This window comes from Streptosporangium sp. NPDC020145 (assembly GCF_040631275.1).
GTDB lineage: Bacteria > Actinomycetota > Actinomycetes > Streptosporangiales > Streptosporangiaceae > Streptosporangium.
In genome coordinates, this window is record NZ_JBEXZT010000014.1 from 1 (window position 1) to 15,720 (window position 15,720).

The window sequence follows — 15,720 nt, forward strand, 5'->3', positions numbered from 1 at the left end:
CGATGGTACTGCACCGGGGACGGTGTGGGAGAGTAGGTCGCCGCCGGACAATCTTTTGTGGGGGGTCGCTTTTGGGCGGCCCCCCTTTTTTTTGTTGTGGGTGGTGTGTGGGGGTGGCTGTGGGCCGCCCCTTTTTTGTGTGGGGTTCCCCGCGGGGTTGGTTCTGGGTTCCCTGGGGTTTTTGGTGTGGTGGGGTGGTGTTCCAGGCGGGGCGTGGGGGTGACGGGAGCTGCCCTCCTTTTTTGTGTATGCCTGGCTTTGGGGTGCGTGTGGGTGTTTGAGGGGCGGCGGTAGCTGCCCCTTTTTGTTTCAGGAGCGGGGTGGGAGGGCGTGGAGTTCGCCGGACAGGACGGTTACCGCTCGGCCGGCCAGCTCCACCCGGTCTCCCCGTACGGTCGTGCGAACCAGGCCGCCACGCTCGGACAGCTGGGCGCCGAGCAACGTGTCCGAGCCGAGCCGGCTCGACCACCAAGGCGCCAGGGCACAGTGGGCCGAACCGGTCACCGGGTCCTCCGGGATGCCGACCCGGGGGGCGAAAAACCGGGAGACGTAGTCCACGCCGGGCTGCGATGCTTGGGCCGTGACGATGATCCCTCTCGCGTCCACGGCCTCCAGCGCGCGGAGGTCGGGAGAGGCGGCCCGTACCGCCTCCTCGGACTCGACCTCGACCAGATAGTCCCAGACGTTCTTACCGACCCACCGGGGCTCGACCCCGAGTGCCTCCAGTAGCCCTTCGGGAGGGGCGACCTCCTCAAGGGTCTTACCGGGGAAGTCCATGCTGATCAGGCCGTTGTTCTCCCTGGTCGTGGACAGGATTCCGCTCCTGGTGCTGAACCTGAGGGTGTCCGGCGCGGGCCCGGTGGAGTAGAGCACATGCGCCGCGGCCAGCGTCGCGTGACCGCAAAGATCAACCTCGGTCTTCGGCGTGAACCAACGCAGGGAGTACGGCTCGCCGGGCTGCCCGCCGAGCAGGAACGCGGTCTCGGAGTGCCGCATCTCCGCGGCGAGGTCCTGCATCCAGCCGTCCGGCGTGGGGTTATCGAGTATACAGACCCCCGCCGGGTTGCCCTTGAAAAATTGATCAGTAAACGAATCAACTGTGTATATATGCATGGCGTAACTCTAGCCATGTGGGAGATAAGCAGCCCAAAGCGGGTAGAGAGGCCAGACAGGACCGGTGCGCTAGCCGTACAAAGTGGGAATATGCGCTGGGCGTGTCGCGCGGCGAACCTTACTTCGTCGGTTAACGTCCAAGGTTGTAGGGACAGGCCGAGTACGGCGCGGTCCTGTAGGAAAGGACAAGCCGATGGGGGCAGTGCGTAAGGTGGCGAGCTACCTGGGGCTGGGTGGAGCTGAGGACTACGACGAGGCCTACGACTACGAGGACGAGGTCGAGGGCGAGGACTGGCAGCCGGCCTCGGAGCGTGCGGCCAAGCGCTGGCGCGCCGTCGTCGAGCCCTCCCGCATCGTCATGCTCACTCCGCGTAAGTACAACGACGCTCCGATCATCGGCAAGCACTTCCGTGAAGGCCAGACCGTCATCATGGATGTCAATTGCATGAGCACCGCGGAAGCCACAAGAATGGTGGACTTCGCGGCGGGGCTGGCCTACGGCTGCGAGGGGCACATCGAGCGCATCGCGGAGAAAGTCTTCCTGCTGGCCCCCGCGGATGTGGAGATCACCACCGCCTGATCCCCGAAGTCACAGCGGTGCCCCGGGTCGTGTGAGGCCGTACGGCTAGGCGGCCCGGGGGCCCCTGCGCAGCAGGCGGGTGAGTTCCGCCAGGTCGGAGGTGGCTCCCTGGGCGCGTTTGTCGGCCTCACGGGCGTACTCGTGCAGGGCCCACACCGCGCCGTCGGCCAGTTCCCGCAGCTCGGAGAGCTGCTTCGTGACATATTCGGCGTCCGCCCGCTCACGTCGGCGGCGCGACCAGAGCTGGTGCGCCCCTCCCGCGGCCAGCAGTAGCGCCAGCACGGCGGAGGGCAGCGTGGCCGGGGTGACAGCCGCGACGACCAGGGCGGTCACCGCCAGGGCCAGCAGGGAGTAGGCGAGCCAGGGCTTGCCCAGGGTCTGCACGCCTTCCACGGCGATGTGCCGTTCGGCGGCGGCCAGGGATTCGGGGTCGGGACCCGAGGGCCGCAGGATCACCCGGTGACCGAGGAGCGGGATGGAGACCGACTCGGGCGGCGCCACCTGCGTGGCCCTGGTCAGGCTCTCCGCGGCGGTCCGTACGATCGGCGCGGCGACGTGCAGCGCGATGGCCGCGAGGGCCGGGTCGGAGGAAGGCCGCAGGTCGTCCAGCAGGTGCTCGGTGAGCGGCTTCTCCGGCCGCTGCGGCCCCTTCACGACGCGCTCCGGCCGCACCAGGCCACGCAGTACGGTCAGGGTCTCCTCCGCCGACCACAGGGCGCGTGACGTACGGCCCGTGCCGGCGGCCCTGGTCGTGGTGATCTCGGTGCAGCGGCCGAGCAGGCGGGTGAGCTGGGCGGAGGCCTGGACCGGCTGCGCCAACTCGGGAAACTCGGCCAGTTCGGGGAAGTCGACCAGCGAGGGCGGCACGACCATCGACGGTTCGTGCGGGGTCAGCGCGCTCAACCATCTGGCGGGTTCGGATCGTGAGGGTACGGCGACCGCGTCGAGTTTGCGGAGCACGAAGATCTTGCCCGCCGGGCCGTACGCTCCCTGGGCGGCGGCGAGCCAGAGCGCGCGCTGGCCGTGGGACACCGGACGGTCGAGGGACAGTTCGCCGAAGGCGGTGCCCATCCAGGAGGCGTGGATGCGTTCGCCCTGCCCGCACAGGGCCAGGGAGAGACACAGGAACAGGGCGGTGCGCCGATCGTCGAGTTGGGCGGCGCGGCCGAGCGGTTCGACGGCGTCCTGTCCCCGCAGGAGGAGCAGCAGGGCCTCGACGGCGGGGGACAGCCAGTAGTCGGGAACGTTCGTCGAGCTCGTGGGGGCGGGAATCGTGGAACAGGTGGCGTCGGCGGCCAGGTTCGTCAGGAGCGCCTCGGCGTAGCGGTGCAACTCCGTCTTGGCGTGAGGGTTCGCGGTCAGGTCCATGCTCAAGGCAGAGAACTCTCCGAAGTTGTGACCGATGACCGCGCCAGCGTAGTGCGATTCGGTCATCCCCCTCGGGAGGCGCGCCGAATCGAACTTTGCCGGATGATCACCTCGATTTGCCGAATCGAGGTGATCATCCGGCGGAACGGCTCACATACGGTCGGGTACCGGGACGCCGAGCAGGCCCAGACCGGTGTCCAGGACACGCAGGGTGAGGGCGCACAGGGCGAGCCGGGAGGCGCGCACGGCCGGGTCGACGTCGCTCTTCAGGACGGGGCAGTTCTCGAAAAACGTCGTGAAGGCGCTGGCGGTGTCGAAGAGGTAGGCGGCGAGCTTGTGCGGGGCGGAGCTTTCGGCCATCTCCGCGACGGCGGCACCGAACCCGAGCAGTCGCAGCGCCAGAGCCCGTTCGGCCGGGTGGCCGATGACGATCGGACCGGTCGCCTGTGCCGGGTCGACCTCGCCCTTGCGGAAGATGGAGCGGATCCGCGCCTGGGCGTACTGCAGGTAGGGGCCGGTGTTGCCGGTCAGGGCGAGCATGCGGTCGAAGTCGAAGACGTACTCGCTGTCGTGACTGACCGACAGGTCGGCGTACTTGACCGCGCCTATGCCGACGGCGTGGGCGATCTCCCTGCGCTCCTCGTCGCCGTAGTCGCTGTCGCGGATGACCTCGGCGGCGCGGACCTCTGCCTCGTTGAGGAGTTCGAGGAGTTTGACCGACTCGCCGCTACGGGTCTTGAACATCTTGCCGTCGCTGCCGAGCACGCTGCCGATCTGGACGTGCTCCGCGTGGACGTGGTCGGGCAGCCATCCGGCGATCTTGGCGGAGGCGAACAGCATCGACATGTGCTGGGCCTGGGTCGCGCCGATCACGTAGAGGAGCCGGTCGGCCTTGAGGTCCTGGACGCGGTAGCGGATCGTGGCCATGTCGGTGGTGGCGTAGCCGTACCCGCCGTCGCTCTTGCGGATCATGAAGGGGAGCGGCTGGCCCTCGCGCCCGGTGAAGCCGGGCGGGAAGACGCACAGCGCGCCGTCGCTGACGACGGCGATGCCGCGCTCCTGGAGCTCGTCGCAGACCTGGGCGAGCACGGGGTTGTACATGCTCTCGCCGGCGATGTCGTCGTCGGTCAGCGTGACGCCGAGCTGGGTGTAGACCTTGTTGAAGTAGCGGACGGTGGCGTTCATGAAGATGTGCCACAGCCGCATGGTCTCCGGCTCTTCGGCCTGGAGGGTGACGACCCGGGAGCGGGCGCGCTGGTTGAACTCCGGGTCGGAGTCGAACTTGGCCCTGGCCGCCTGGTAGTAGGCGTTGCCCTCGCCCGCCTCAAGCTGGGCGACGGCGGCCTTCTCGCCGATGTCGAGCAGGTGCTCGATGAGCATGCCGAAGGGGGTGCCCCAGTCACCCAGGTGGTTCTGCCGGACGACCCGGTTGCCGATGTGCTCGTGGACACGGGCCAGCGCGTCGCCGACGATGGTCGTGCGCAGGTGGCCGACGTGCATCTCCTTGGCGGCGTTCGGCGCGGAGTAGTCGATGACCACGGTCTGCGGGGAGCCGGTCAGGGCCACGCCCGTGCGCGGGTCGGCGAGCGACTCGTTGGCCTGGGCGGTGATCCAGTCGTCGGAGAGGGTGATGTTCAGGAAGCCGGGGCCGCTGACCTCGACGGTGCCGGGGAAGTCGGTGAGCCGGTCGGCGATCTCCTGGGCGACCTCCCGCGGGGCTCGTCGCAGTCGCTTGCTCAGACTCATCGCGACGTTCGCCTGGTAGTCGGCGAACTGCGAGGGACGGATCAGCGGGTCTGCGTCGGTGTACTCAGCACCGAAGGCGGCGCCCAGCGCCTGCTGGACGCGCTCGGTGAGCACGAGTTGCGGGTCGGTCATACCTCAAGGGTATCGGTTGGTCTGTCCTGAACCGGCGATTTATCGACCGGTCGCATGACCCGGAAGACGATCGTCAGGGCGAGCGCGGCGACCACGCTGATCGCGATCGAGACCACGTCGTCGGCGGGGTCGCTGAGGGTGAGCGCGAAGAACTCGCGGGTGAACGGTACGGCGAGGGACAGCGCGAACAGCACCACCATGGCCCCGACCAGTGTGACGCGCCACCACAGGTACGGCCTGGCGATCAGGACCAGCGCCCACCAGGTCACCAGGAAGAGGGTGATGACGGCCGCGGTACGGCTCTCCTCCGGGGTCGCGCCGCGGGTCTCGGCCAGGAGGTACGACAGGTGGACGGCCAGCGCGCAGACCACTCCCCAGGGGATCGCCAGGCGGAGCACCCGGGGCACGAACCCCGGTTTGGCCCGTTCGCTGCTCGGCGCGAGCGCGAGGAAGAAGGCGGGGACACCGATGGTCAGCGCGTTGACCAGCGTGGAGTGCCGGGGGGTGAACGGGAAGGCGAGCCCGAAGATTCCTGCGAGCAGCGACAGGACGAGCGCGTAGAAGGTCTTGGTGAGGAAGAGGCTGGAGACGCGTTCGATGTTGGCCAGCACCCGCCTGCCCTCGCCGACCACGGAGGGCAGGCTGGTGAAGTCGTCGTCCATCAACACGATCTGGGCGACCGCCCTGGTCGCGCCGCTGCCGGAGCCCATCGCCACACCGAGGTCGGCGTCCTTGAGGGCCAGGACGTCGTTGACGCCGTCGCCGGTCATCGCGACCGTGTGGCCCCTGGACTGCAGGGCGCTGACGAAGAGCCGTTTCTGGTGCGGGGTCACCCGGCCGAAGACGGTGTTCGTGTCGAGGATCTCGGAGAGTTTGTCCGGGTCGTCCTCCGGCAGGGTGCGGGCGTCGACCGCGTCGCGCCCGCCGGGGACGCCGAGAGCGGTGGCGATGGCGGAGACGGACTCGGGGTTGTCCCCCGAGATGATCTTTATGGCGACGCCCTGTTCGGCGAAGTAGCGCAGGGTGTCGGCGGCCTCGGGGCGGATGCGCTGTTCGAGCACGACGAGGGCCCGGGGCTCGACGGAGCCCACGGGGTCGTTCAGGGTGGCGACCCTGCCGAGGGCGAGCACGCGCAGGCCGGTCGCGGCCAGGTCGGCGGCCTGGCCGTACCCGGGGGTCTCGGGGGTGAGCAGGACGTCGGCGGCGCCGAGGACCCAGGCGCCCTTGCCGGCGAACTCCGCTCCGCTCCACTTGCGGGCCGAGGAGAAGGGGACGGTCGTGGTCGCGTGCCAGCCGGGCGGGGCGGGGTGGGCGACCCTGATGGCCTGGACGGTCGGGTTGGGGGTCTCCTCCAGGTTGGCGAGCGCGGCCAGGGCCTCAGTGGTGAGCGAGGGGGTGAGCGGGTCGTCGGCGAGGGAACGCACCTCGGCCAGGTTCATGCCGCCCGCGGTGAGGGTGCCGGTCTTGTCGAGGCAGAGCACGTCGACCCGGGCCAGGATCTCGATCGCGGGGAGTTCCTGGACCAGGCAGCGGCGGCGGCCGAGCCGGACGACGCCGACGGCGAAGGCGATGCTCGTCATCAGCACCAGCCCTTCGGGGATCATGGTGACGATGCCCGCGACGGCGCCGGTGACGGCCTGGCCGAAGTCCTCCGCCTTGTTGAGCTGGCTCCAGGTGAGCAGCATGCCGATGGGGACGACCAGCCAGGTGATGTACTTGATGAACCTGGTGACACCCGCGCGCAGTTCGGAGTGCGCCAGGCCGAAGGCGCTGGCCTCCTGGGCGAGTTTGGCGGCGTAGGCGTCGTCACCGACCTTGGTCGCGACATAGGACCCGGTGCCCGCGACCACGAAGCTGCCCGAGAGCACCTGGTCGCCGACGGCCTTGTGCACCGGGTCGGCCTCCCCGGTGAGCAGGGACTCGTCGATCTCCAGACCGCCGGAGCCCGTGATCTCGCCGTCGACCAGCAGGCGGTCGCCGGGGCAGAGCAGGATCAGGTCGCCGAGCACGACCTTCCTGGGCGGGATCTCGGTCTCCGCGCCGTTCCTTCTGACCCTGACCGGGGCCTCGTTGACGACGGCGAGCCGGTCGAGGGTGCGCTTGGCCCGTAACTCCTGGACGATGCCGATCGCGGAGTTGGCGACGATCACCAGCCCGAAGAGGCCGTCCTGCCACTGTCCGAAGATCATGATCAGGACCCAGAGCGCGGCGATCACCGCGTTGAACAGGGTGAGGACGTTGGCGCGGACGATCGCCGACAGCGACCTGCTCGACCGCCTGCTCACCTCGTTGACCTGTCCCCGGGCCGTGCGTTCGGCGATTTCGGCCGTGGTCAGCCCTCGGTCGGCCAGCTGCTCCACGTGTCGTCCCCCCGAGGTCGGTGCGAATCCCACCATACGGGGATGAGGGACGCCGGGGGCGTCACCACAGACGATGGGGACGGTGCGCGGCCAGGCGTTCGCCGACGCGGCCGACCACGCCGGTTCTGGCCAGCTCCGCCGCCAGCACGCACGCGGCGCTCACACCGGTGGCCTGGGAGGCGCCGTGCGCGATGACCACCGTGCCGTTCAGGCCGAGCAGTACGGCGCCGCCGTGCACCTCGGGGTCGAGACGGCGCTGCAACCGCTTGATGCGGCCGCGTTGCAGCATGCCGCCGACCCTGGCGACGGGGCTCTCCTGGATCGTCCCGCGCAGTTCGGCGAAGGCGTAGCGGACGCTGCCCTCCATGGTCTTGAGCGCGACGTTGCCGGTGAATCCGTCGGTGACGATGACGTTGACGGTTCCGGTGAGCAGGTCGTGGCCCTCGACGTTGCCGGTGAAGTTCAGGCCGGGGGCGGCGGAGAGCAGTTCGTGGGCCCGTTTGACGAGCTTGTTGCCCTTCTCCGGTTCGCTGCCGATGGTCAGCAGGCCGATCCTGGGGTCCTCGATCCGCAGCGCGGTCTCGGCGTAGGCCGCGCCGAGGTGGGCGAACTGCACGAGCATCTCCGGCTTGACCTCGGCGTTCGCCCCGGCGTCCAGCAGGATGGTCGGGGAGGGCAGGGTCGGCAGGGCGACGGCGATGGCCGGTCTGAGCACTCCCTGCTGGCCACGGAGCCTGAGTTTGCCGGTGGCCACGATGCCCGCGGTCGATCCGGCGGAGACCACGGCCGACGCCTCGCCGCGCCGTACGAGGTGGCAGGCGACGGCGATGCTGGAGCGGGGGCGGCGCAGACTGGCCAGGGCGCCCTCGTCCATGGCGAGCGCCTCCTCGGCGCGGACGATCGGGATCTCGGCGGTCGCGTCGTGGAGGGAGAGTGCCTCCTGGAGGGGGCGCGGCGCGCCGACGAGCACCACGCCGATCCCGTGCTCCCTGACGGCCTGTACGGCTCCCGCCACGATCTCGTGGGGAGCGTGGTCGCCGCCCATCGCGTCGAGGGCTATGGGCGCCATGTCCTGCGAAGCGGCATGTGAGGAGGCGTGCGGGGCGGCCGCTGCGGCGCGGGAAGCCTCGGTTTCGGGCAAGCGGTCACCTCGTGCGGGATGGTTTGTCCGCATCGTAGGCGTGCTCCGTGGTGAACGACGCAGTCGGGGGGACCGGGGCGTGTTTCCCAGGCCTCTCACGGAGGGGCTAGGGCCTGTCCGGGAGGTTCCAGTCGCTTCGCTCCCTGGAGACGATGATCTTACCGAAGGTCGCCTTGCCGGTGACCCTGATGACGGGGCCGTTGCCGGAGCCGACCCCGCCGGAGATGCCGCGCTTGGCGAACAGCGCGCCGACCTCGTCGATGATGTGGGCGTTCTCGGGAACCCTGACGATCAGCTTGCCGAACAGGGAGGTGACCTCAAGGGTGATCTCCCGGCCGGGCAGTACCGCGTCGGACAGGTCGACGATCAGCGCGCCGAAGGTGGAGGACAGCTTCGTGTGGCGGCCCGCGATCCACCGGCCGCTCCTGACGACCTTGCTGAAGACCGCGCTGACCTCCTGGTTCTGGGCGCCCAGAGCGCCGGACGGGGTCGTGGCCTCCGGCAGGTCGTGGATGATCGGGGCGAGTTCGCCGACCGTGACGGCGGAGTAGGTCGCCTCAAGACGGTCGGCGTGCTCGACGCTGGTGAGGCGCCCCGAGGCGAGGGCCTCGGCCAGTACGGTCGCCACCTGGTCGCGGTCGGCGTCCGAGGCGCGCAGGGTGGGGCCGGCGCCGTTGGCGCCGTTGAGGCCGGGGTCCCGCGACACGGGGGACAGGGGAGCGAACCGAGATGTGGGTTCTGGGGAGGTCATGGGGCGATTGTACGACTATTCGAGATATATCGCGATGGTGGATGGCAAAGAAATGACGAACCGGGGAACCGGCCGCTGAGCTGGTTACGTCCGGGTATATAAGCGCCAACGACGCGCGAGAAGTGGGAGAGGTTTACGTCAAAAGCAACAAAAATCGGAGGTAAAAATTAGTGAGCGTGCAAGAGAGCGTGGTGCGCGGGTTTCGCGCCTACACCGCGAAACACCTCGACGGCCTGTTGCGACGGGCCGGACTCGACGAGGAGAGCCGGATCCGGGTCAGGGCGGTCGCGACCGTGCTGCCCTTTCGCACGAACGCCTACGTGGTCGACGAGCTCATCGACTGGGCGGCGGCGCCCGACGACCCCCTCTACCGGCTGGTCTTCCCCCAGCCGGACATGCTGCCCGAGGCCGACGTCTCCCGGCTGGCCACCCTGCTGAGGGAGGAGGCTCCCCAGGGAGAGGTCCAGGCCGCGGCGCACGAGGTCAGGCAGCGGCTCAACCCGCATCCCGCGGGGCAGCTCAACCTCAACGTCCCCCGTGTCGGGGACGACCCGGTGCCTGGAATGCAGCACAAGTATCCAGAGACCGTCCTCTTCTTCCCCAAACAAGGACAGACCTGCCACGCCTACTGCACCTACTGCTTCCGATGGGCCCAGTTCATCGGCGAGCCCGACCTGAAGTTCGCCTCGGGCGACGTCGCGAGCCTGGTCGGCTACCTGAAGGAGCACCCCGAGGTGACCGGGGTGCTGATCACCGGCGGCGACCCCATGATCATGGGGGAGCCGGTGCTCAGGCGCTATCTGGAGCCGTTGCTCGACCTTGAGCAGCTGGAGTCGATCCGCATCGGCACCAAGTCGCTGGCCTACTGGCCGCAGCGCTTCGTGTCCGACCCGGACGCCGACGACACGCTGCGCCTGTTCGCCTCCGTGGTCGAGGCCGGCAAGAACCTGGCCTTCATGGCGCACTTCTCGCACCCCCGCGAGATGGAGCCGCCCGTCGTCAGGACCGCCGTCGAGCGGATCCGCGCGACGGGCGCGGTGGTCAGGACCCAGGCCCCGCTGATCAGGTCCATCAACGACCACCCCGAGACCTGGGCGTCCATGTGGCGTGCCCAGCAGACGATGGGCATGGTGCCGTACTACATGTTCGTCGAGCGGGACACGGGGCCCCAGGACTATTTCGCGGTTCCCCTGGCCAGGGGGTACGAGATCTTCAGGGACGCCTACGCGAGCGTCTCGGGGCTGTGCCGTACGGTGCGGGGGCCGTCCATGTCGGCGACGCCGGGCAAGGTGTGCGTGGACGGTGTCACGGAGGTCGAGGGCAGGAAGGTCTTCGTGCTCCACCTCATCCAGGCGCGTGACCCCGGTCTGGTCGGACAGCCCTTCTTCGCGGAGTATGACCCGAAGGCGGTCTGGCTGACCGATCTGCGCCCCGCGTTCGCCGACCGCTTCCCCTTCGAACCCTCACTGGCCGAGCGCGTGCCCCTGGCCCGGCGGTTGACGGCCTGATCGGTCGGCCGGAAGGGGTTTCCGGCCGGTGCGTTTCCCGCAGCCCTCCGTGTTGATCGCTTCCGCGGTGGATCAGAGGTTCTGCGGGTCCTGGGGGCGCGGGGGGCGGACGGAGGTACGGCGGGCGATCTGGGCCTGGAGCCTGGCCATCTGCCAGTGCAGCTCGATGAGCTGCTCGGCGAGTTGCAGGCGTGGAATCTCGGACGGGTCCTCTGTGGCCAGGTGGTCGATCGCGGCCGACAACTCTCGCATCGCGCGCTCCCACTCCATGACGACTTCCTCGGATCGAAACAACGTTCGAATCATAGCGGAACGTCGATCACGATGTCCGTCAATTGCCGTCCGGTGTGGCTCGTCCCGAGGTGGCGCGCCGCCGACCAGGCGGGACGCCGGCGGTCGTGACGCGACACGCCGGTGCCCGCCTGGGGACGGGTCAGTTCTCGTAGACCGGGGCGATGTAGCCGCGGGCCACGGTGTGGGCGGTGATGTTGAAGCCGACGACCGCGGGCGGGGAGTCGGGGCTCACGTCGAGCTTCTCCACGTCCAGGGCGTGCACCGCGAAGACGTAACGGTGCGGCCAGCCGGGCGGCGGGGCGGCGCCGCCGTAGGCGTTGATGGAGTAGTCGTTGCGGCCGTGCACGCCGAAGGTGGTGTCCGGGCCACCCGCGCCCGCGGGCAGCTCGGTCACGTCGGCGGGGATGTCGAACAGCAGCCAGTGCCAGAACCCGCTGCCGGTGGGGGCGTCGGGGTCGAAACAGGTCACCGCGTAGCTGAGGGTGCCCTCCGGGGCGCCCGACCAGCGCAGGTGCGGAGAGACGTTCTGCCCGTTGGACCCCCACCGGTCGAACACGTGGGTCAGGGACAGGGTCTCGCCGTCGCGGACGTCGTCACTCTCGACGGTCAGCGCGGGAACCTGGGGCAGGAACTCATAAGGAATCGGTGGCCGTGAGGACACGGATTCACCTCCGATGGGAGCGTAGTTCTTGGTCGCTCCACATCCTGCCCTGTCAGGTGATCACATAGGTGTCTCAGGCGTTGTAGGCGGCGAGGACCGTCTTGGGGTCGCCGTCCATCTTGATCTTGCCCTTGTGCAGCCAGATGACGCGGTTGCAGGTCTCCTCGATCACGTCGAGGTTGTGGGCGACGAGGAAGACGGTGCCCGCCTCCTCGCGCATCTGCATGATGCGCTCCTGGCTCTTGCGCTTGAAGTCGCGGTCGCCGGTCGCCAGGGCCTCGTCGATGAGCAGCACGTCGTGGGCCTTGGCCGAGGCGATGGCGAAGCGGAGCCTGGCGCCCATGCCCGAGGAGTAGGTGGACATGGGGAACTGGACGAACTCTCCGATGCCGGAGAAGTCGACGATGTCGTCGTACCTCTCCCTGACCTGGGAGGGGGTCATGCCCATGGCGTAGCAGCCGAGGACGATGTTGCGCTCGCCGGTCAGTTCGCGCATCAACGCGGCGTTGACGCCGAGCAGGGAGGGCTGGCCGTCGGTGTAGACCGCGCCCGAGTGCGGCGGCAGCAGTCCGGCGATGGCGCGCAGCAGTGTCGACTTGCCCGAGCCGTTGCGGCCGATGATGCCGATGGCGTCGCCGTGGTAGGAGACGAAGGACACTCCCCGTACGGCGTGCACCTCCTTCATCTCCGGCCTTCCCTGGCGCTTGACCAGGCGCATCAGGGCGTTGGCGGCGTTGCCCTTCTCGCTGTCCGAGGCCGCGCCGTACACGCGGTAGATGATGTGCAGGTCGTCCACGATGACCGTCGGGGTGCCCGCGCGGGGGTGTGGAGCCTTCTCCGGAGCGGGGTGCACTCTGACGTCCGTGCTGGGGACGGCAGGCTTGTCGGCCTTCACTTGGGGCAGCTCCTCGGTCAACTCAGCCACGGCCGTACTTCTCCTCGGCTCGCCAGAAGTACCAGAAGCCACCGATCAGGGCGAACAGTGCCCAGAATATGCAGGTGAACCACACCCAGGGGCGGGTGGGGTGGAACTGGATGAGCAGGTCGCGCATCAGTTCGATGTAGGAGGCCGCCGGGTTGAAGTACATGAGGTCGGCGATCCACTGGGGCATGTGCCCTTGGGCGACGACCCTGTCCTGGATGGAGAAGAACACCCCGGAGGCGTAGAGCCAGGTGCGCGTGATGAAGGGCAGCAGCTGGTTCAGGTCGCGTGCGGTCGAGCCGACCCTGGCCAGGACCATGCTGGCGCCGATGTTGAACATCGTCTGCAGCAGCAGGGCGACCGGGATCAGCAGCCACATCCAGGTGATCGGCTGGCCGGTGACCAGCACGAGCACCATCAGCACGCCCATGGAGATCAGGACCTGCTGGAACTCCTGGATCGTGTAGGCCAGGGGAAGCGCGGCCCTGGGGAAGTGCAGGGCGCGGATGAGCGACAGGTTTCCGGAGATCGACTTCGCGCCGCTGGTCACCGAGCGCTGGGTGTAGGTGAAGACGAACACCCCGGTGACGAGGAAGGCGATGTAGACGTTGGGGTCCATGTTGCCCCGGGCGCCCAGGATCACGCCGAACATCAGCCAGTAGATCGCCGCGTTGAGCAGGGGCGTCAGGACCTGCCAGAGTTGGCCCAGGGCTGAGGTGCTGTACTTCGAGACGTTGCGCGAGGTCGCGTACGTCATGACGAAGTGCCGTCGTTCCCACAGTTGGCGTAGGTAGACGGTCAGACGAGGGCGTGCGATGGCACGCCGAAGTCCGTAACGCTCGGCGAGCTTGGCCAGCGGCTCCTGCGGCTTGGCAGGGGTGCCGTTACTCGGGCCGCCCGCCTGGGCGTCCGCGATCGCGGATTCCGGCTGGCTCATGGCAAGGACTCTATTGGATGCGGGTGGATGGGGTGCCTGCGGCGGTGGTCCGCCGCACACATTGGACGGGATCTCCGAGAAAGAGGTTCCAGGGCAATTGTGCGGTTCGCCGCCGGAGCCTCGAACCCCCCGCGACCTCGCCAACGTTAGCCCAGCCGCGGCCCACCCGTGGGCGATGAACGCGAGCATCCTGGACGCGAGGGTATTTTTGCGTGACCCTTCCCGTATCGCATATGACTCTATGTCGGCTTTATATCCTGCTGTGAAGTTGGGCTGGGCCAGTTGGCGGCCGTACGGCATCCGCCGGGCGTGTACGTGACCGAACTGCAACATCACAGAGACAACTCGGTGTGGAGCGGTACGGGATAGTCGCGTCCGACCGGTGTGACGTCGGCGCGTCAGCCGGGACGGCGGGAGCGGAGGGCACGAGATCCTCCGCCGGTCGCGCGGGCTTCGGTAGCTCGCGGCGGCGCCGCCTGCAAAGGGAGGAAACACCGTAATGCGCGTTACTAAGGGCGCACAGGTCATCGCTGGTATCGCGCTGCTCACTCTCGGCCTGGCCGCGTGTGGCGGACAGGGGGCGACGGACACGGCGGCGGGCGATCCGCCGGTACGTATGCGGATCGCCGAGCCACAGAAACCGTTCTACCCGGGCGACACCATCGAGACCGAGGGCGCCGAGGTGCTCGGCGCGGTCTTCGCCCCGCTGGTGAGCTACAACGACGACAAGCAGGTCGTCAACAACGTCGCCGACTCCATCAAGACCAGCGACAGCCGGGTCTGGAAGATCGTGCTCAAGTCGGGCTACACCTGGCACAACGGCGAACCGCTGATCGCCGAGAACTACGTCGACGCGTGGAACTACGCCGCCAACCGCGACAACGCCCAGGGCGCCAACAGCTTCTTCAGCCGCATCGAGGGCTGGGAGGACCTGAACCCGCCGGAGGGCAAGCCGGTCACCGTCAAGGCGATGCGGGGCCTCAAGGCCCTTGACGAGCACACCCTCCAGGTCACGCTGAGCAAGCCGTTCTCCCAGTTCAAGACGATGCTCGGCTACGTCGCCTTCTACCCGCTGCCCAAGGCGGCCTTCGACGGCACGGGCAAGGTCACCGAGACCTACGCCAAGCAGCCGATCGGCCAGGGCTACTTCAAGATGGACCGGCCGTACAACAAGGGCGTCGACCAGACGATCGACCTGACCCGCTACGACAGCTTCCCCGGTACGAAGCCCAAGTTCGACAAGCTCCAGTTCAAGATCTACACGGACTCGGAGACGGCCTTCAACGACCTGCGCTCCGGCGGGCTGGACATCCACGACGCGCTGCCGCCCGCGGCGATCGCCAGCGCCAAGGCCGAGCTGGGTGAGCGCTACATCGACCAGGCGGACGCCGGTATCGGCTACATCGGCTTCCCGCTGCAGTTCAACAGCACCTACTCCAACATCAAGGTCCGCGAGGCCATCTCGATGGCGATCGACCGCAAGACGATCACCGAGACGGTCTTCGCCGGGACGCGCTCCCCGGCCGACGACTTCATCAACCCCCTCCTGGACGGCTACCGCCCCGGCATCTGCGCGGCCTGCACCTACGACCCCGCCAGGGCCAAGATCCAGTACGAGGAGAACAACGGCCCCAAGCTGATCGAGCTGGGTTACAACACCGACGGCGCGCACAAGGAGTGGATCGAGGCCATCGCCAACAACCTCCGCGCCAACCTCGACGTCGAGGTCAAGGTCAAGACGTTCGAGAAGTTTGCCATCCTCCTCGACGGCCTGGTCAAGAAGGACTACGGCGGCATGTTCCGGATGGGCTGGTTCATCGACTACCCCTCGGTCGAGAACTACCTGACCCCGGTCTTCTCCACCAACGCCATCAAGACCGGTTCCAACTACGCGGGCTGGTCGAACAAGGAGTTCGACGACCTGCTGACCCAGGGCGACGGCGCGACCTCGCTGAAGGACGGCCTGAGGTACTACCAGCAGGCCGACGACATCCTGGTCAGGGAACTGCCGTACATCCCGATCTTCTACTACCGCACCAACGCGGCCTACTCCCAGCGCATCAGGGGACTGAAGATCAACCTGATCAACCTGGTCGAGTGGAACAAGATCGAGAAGGTCGGCTGAGAGAGGGCGGGGCCGTTCCCCGGCGCCGGGAGCGGCCCTGACGGGTCCCGGCGCCGTGTGAGCGACCGGCCGGGAAGGCGTC

General features: G+C 68.2%; 13 protein-coding genes. 3 read left to right on the forward strand and 10 right to left on the reverse strand.

What is annotated here, in order from left to right:
• Positions 1-309: 309 nt before the first annotated feature.
• A complete protein-coding gene (locus ABZ463_RS24100) occupies positions 310-1,113 on the reverse strand; it encodes a PhzF family phenazine biosynthesis protein (RefSeq protein WP_362779172.1) in 804 nt (267 codons plus the stop codon).
• Between the two features lie 193 nt (positions 1,114-1,306).
• Here ABZ463_RS24100 and sepF point away from each other — a divergent pair, with 193 nt between their 5' ends.
• Positions 1,307-1,693, forward strand: coding sequence for a cell division protein SepF (sepF, locus tag ABZ463_RS24105; RefSeq protein WP_352014340.1), 387 nt, complete (start codon positions 1,307-1,309; stop codon positions 1,691-1,693).
• 45 nt (positions 1,694-1,738) lie between these two features.
• Here the strand turns inward: sepF and ABZ463_RS24110 are convergent, their stop codons facing one another.
• The 5 genes from ABZ463_RS24110 to ABZ463_RS24130 form a co-directional block, all read right to left on the reverse strand.
• Positions 1,739-3,061: a hypothetical protein gene (locus ABZ463_RS24110; RefSeq protein WP_362779504.1), complete on the reverse strand. Its 1,323-nt coding sequence runs from the start codon at positions 3,059-3,061 to the stop codon at positions 1,739-1,741.
• Between the two features lie 150 nt (positions 3,062-3,211).
• Positions 3,212-4,939 carry an arginine--tRNA ligase gene (gene argS, locus ABZ463_RS24115; RefSeq protein WP_362779176.1) on the reverse strand — a complete coding sequence of 576 codons (1,728 nt, stop codon included), beginning with the start codon at positions 4,937-4,939 and terminating at the stop codon, positions 3,212-3,214.
• Positions 4,936-7,299 (reverse strand): HAD-IC family P-type ATPase, encoded by a 2,364-nt coding sequence (locus ABZ463_RS24120; protein WP_362779178.1) that lies wholly within the window; start codon positions 7,297-7,299, stop codon positions 4,936-4,938. Before ABZ463_RS24120 ends, argS begins: the two co-directional genes overlap by 4 nt.
• A gap of 61 nt (positions 7,300-7,360) precedes the next feature.
• Positions 7,361-8,368 (reverse strand): phosphate acyltransferase PlsX, encoded by a 1,008-nt coding sequence (plsX, locus tag ABZ463_RS24125; protein WP_352014346.1) that lies wholly within the window; start codon positions 8,366-8,368, stop codon positions 7,361-7,363.
• A 178-nt stretch (positions 8,369-8,546) separates the two neighbouring features.
• Positions 8,547-9,191: a DUF1707 domain-containing protein gene (locus ABZ463_RS24130; protein WP_362779181.1), complete on the reverse strand. Its 645-nt coding sequence runs from the start codon at positions 9,189-9,191 to the stop codon at positions 8,547-8,549.
• A 170-nt stretch (positions 9,192-9,361) separates the two neighbouring features.
• Here ABZ463_RS24130 and ABZ463_RS24135 point away from each other — a divergent pair, with 170 nt between their 5' ends.
• Positions 9,362-10,699 (forward strand): lysine 2,3-aminomutase, encoded by a 1,338-nt coding sequence (locus ABZ463_RS24135; RefSeq protein ID WP_362779184.1) that lies wholly within the window; start codon positions 9,362-9,364, stop codon positions 10,697-10,699.
• 72 nt (positions 10,700-10,771) lie between these two features.
• On the opposite strand, the gene ABZ463_RS24140 is transcribed toward ABZ463_RS24135, so the two are convergent.
• The 4 genes from ABZ463_RS24140 to ABZ463_RS24155 form a co-directional block, all read right to left on the reverse strand.
• Positions 10,772-10,969, reverse strand: coding sequence for a hypothetical protein (locus tag ABZ463_RS24140; protein ID WP_352014335.1), 198 nt, complete (start codon positions 10,967-10,969; stop codon positions 10,772-10,774).
• A 163-nt stretch (positions 10,970-11,132) separates the two neighbouring features.
• Positions 11,133-11,654, reverse strand: a complete 522-nt coding sequence (locus tag ABZ463_RS24145; RefSeq protein WP_352014334.1) for a YbhB/YbcL family Raf kinase inhibitor-like protein — start codon at positions 11,652-11,654, stop codon at positions 11,133-11,135.
• A 73-nt stretch (positions 11,655-11,727) separates the two neighbouring features.
• Positions 11,728-12,579, reverse strand: a complete 852-nt coding sequence (locus tag ABZ463_RS24150; protein WP_362779189.1) for an ABC transporter ATP-binding protein — start codon at positions 12,577-12,579, stop codon at positions 11,728-11,730.
• Positions 12,572-13,513 carry an ABC transporter permease gene (locus ABZ463_RS24155; RefSeq protein ID WP_352014332.1) on the reverse strand — a complete coding sequence of 314 codons (942 nt, stop codon included), beginning with the start codon at positions 13,511-13,513 and terminating at the stop codon, positions 12,572-12,574. The genes ABZ463_RS24150 and ABZ463_RS24155 overlap by 8 nt, the downstream gene beginning before the upstream one ends.
• Before the next feature lie 499 nt (positions 13,514-14,012).
• Here ABZ463_RS24155 and ABZ463_RS24160 point away from each other — a divergent pair, with 499 nt between their 5' ends.
• A complete protein-coding gene (locus ABZ463_RS24160) occupies positions 14,013-15,638 on the forward strand; it encodes an ABC transporter substrate-binding protein (RefSeq protein WP_362779192.1) in 1,626 nt (541 codons plus the stop codon).
• Positions 15,639-15,720: the final 82 nt, after the last annotated feature.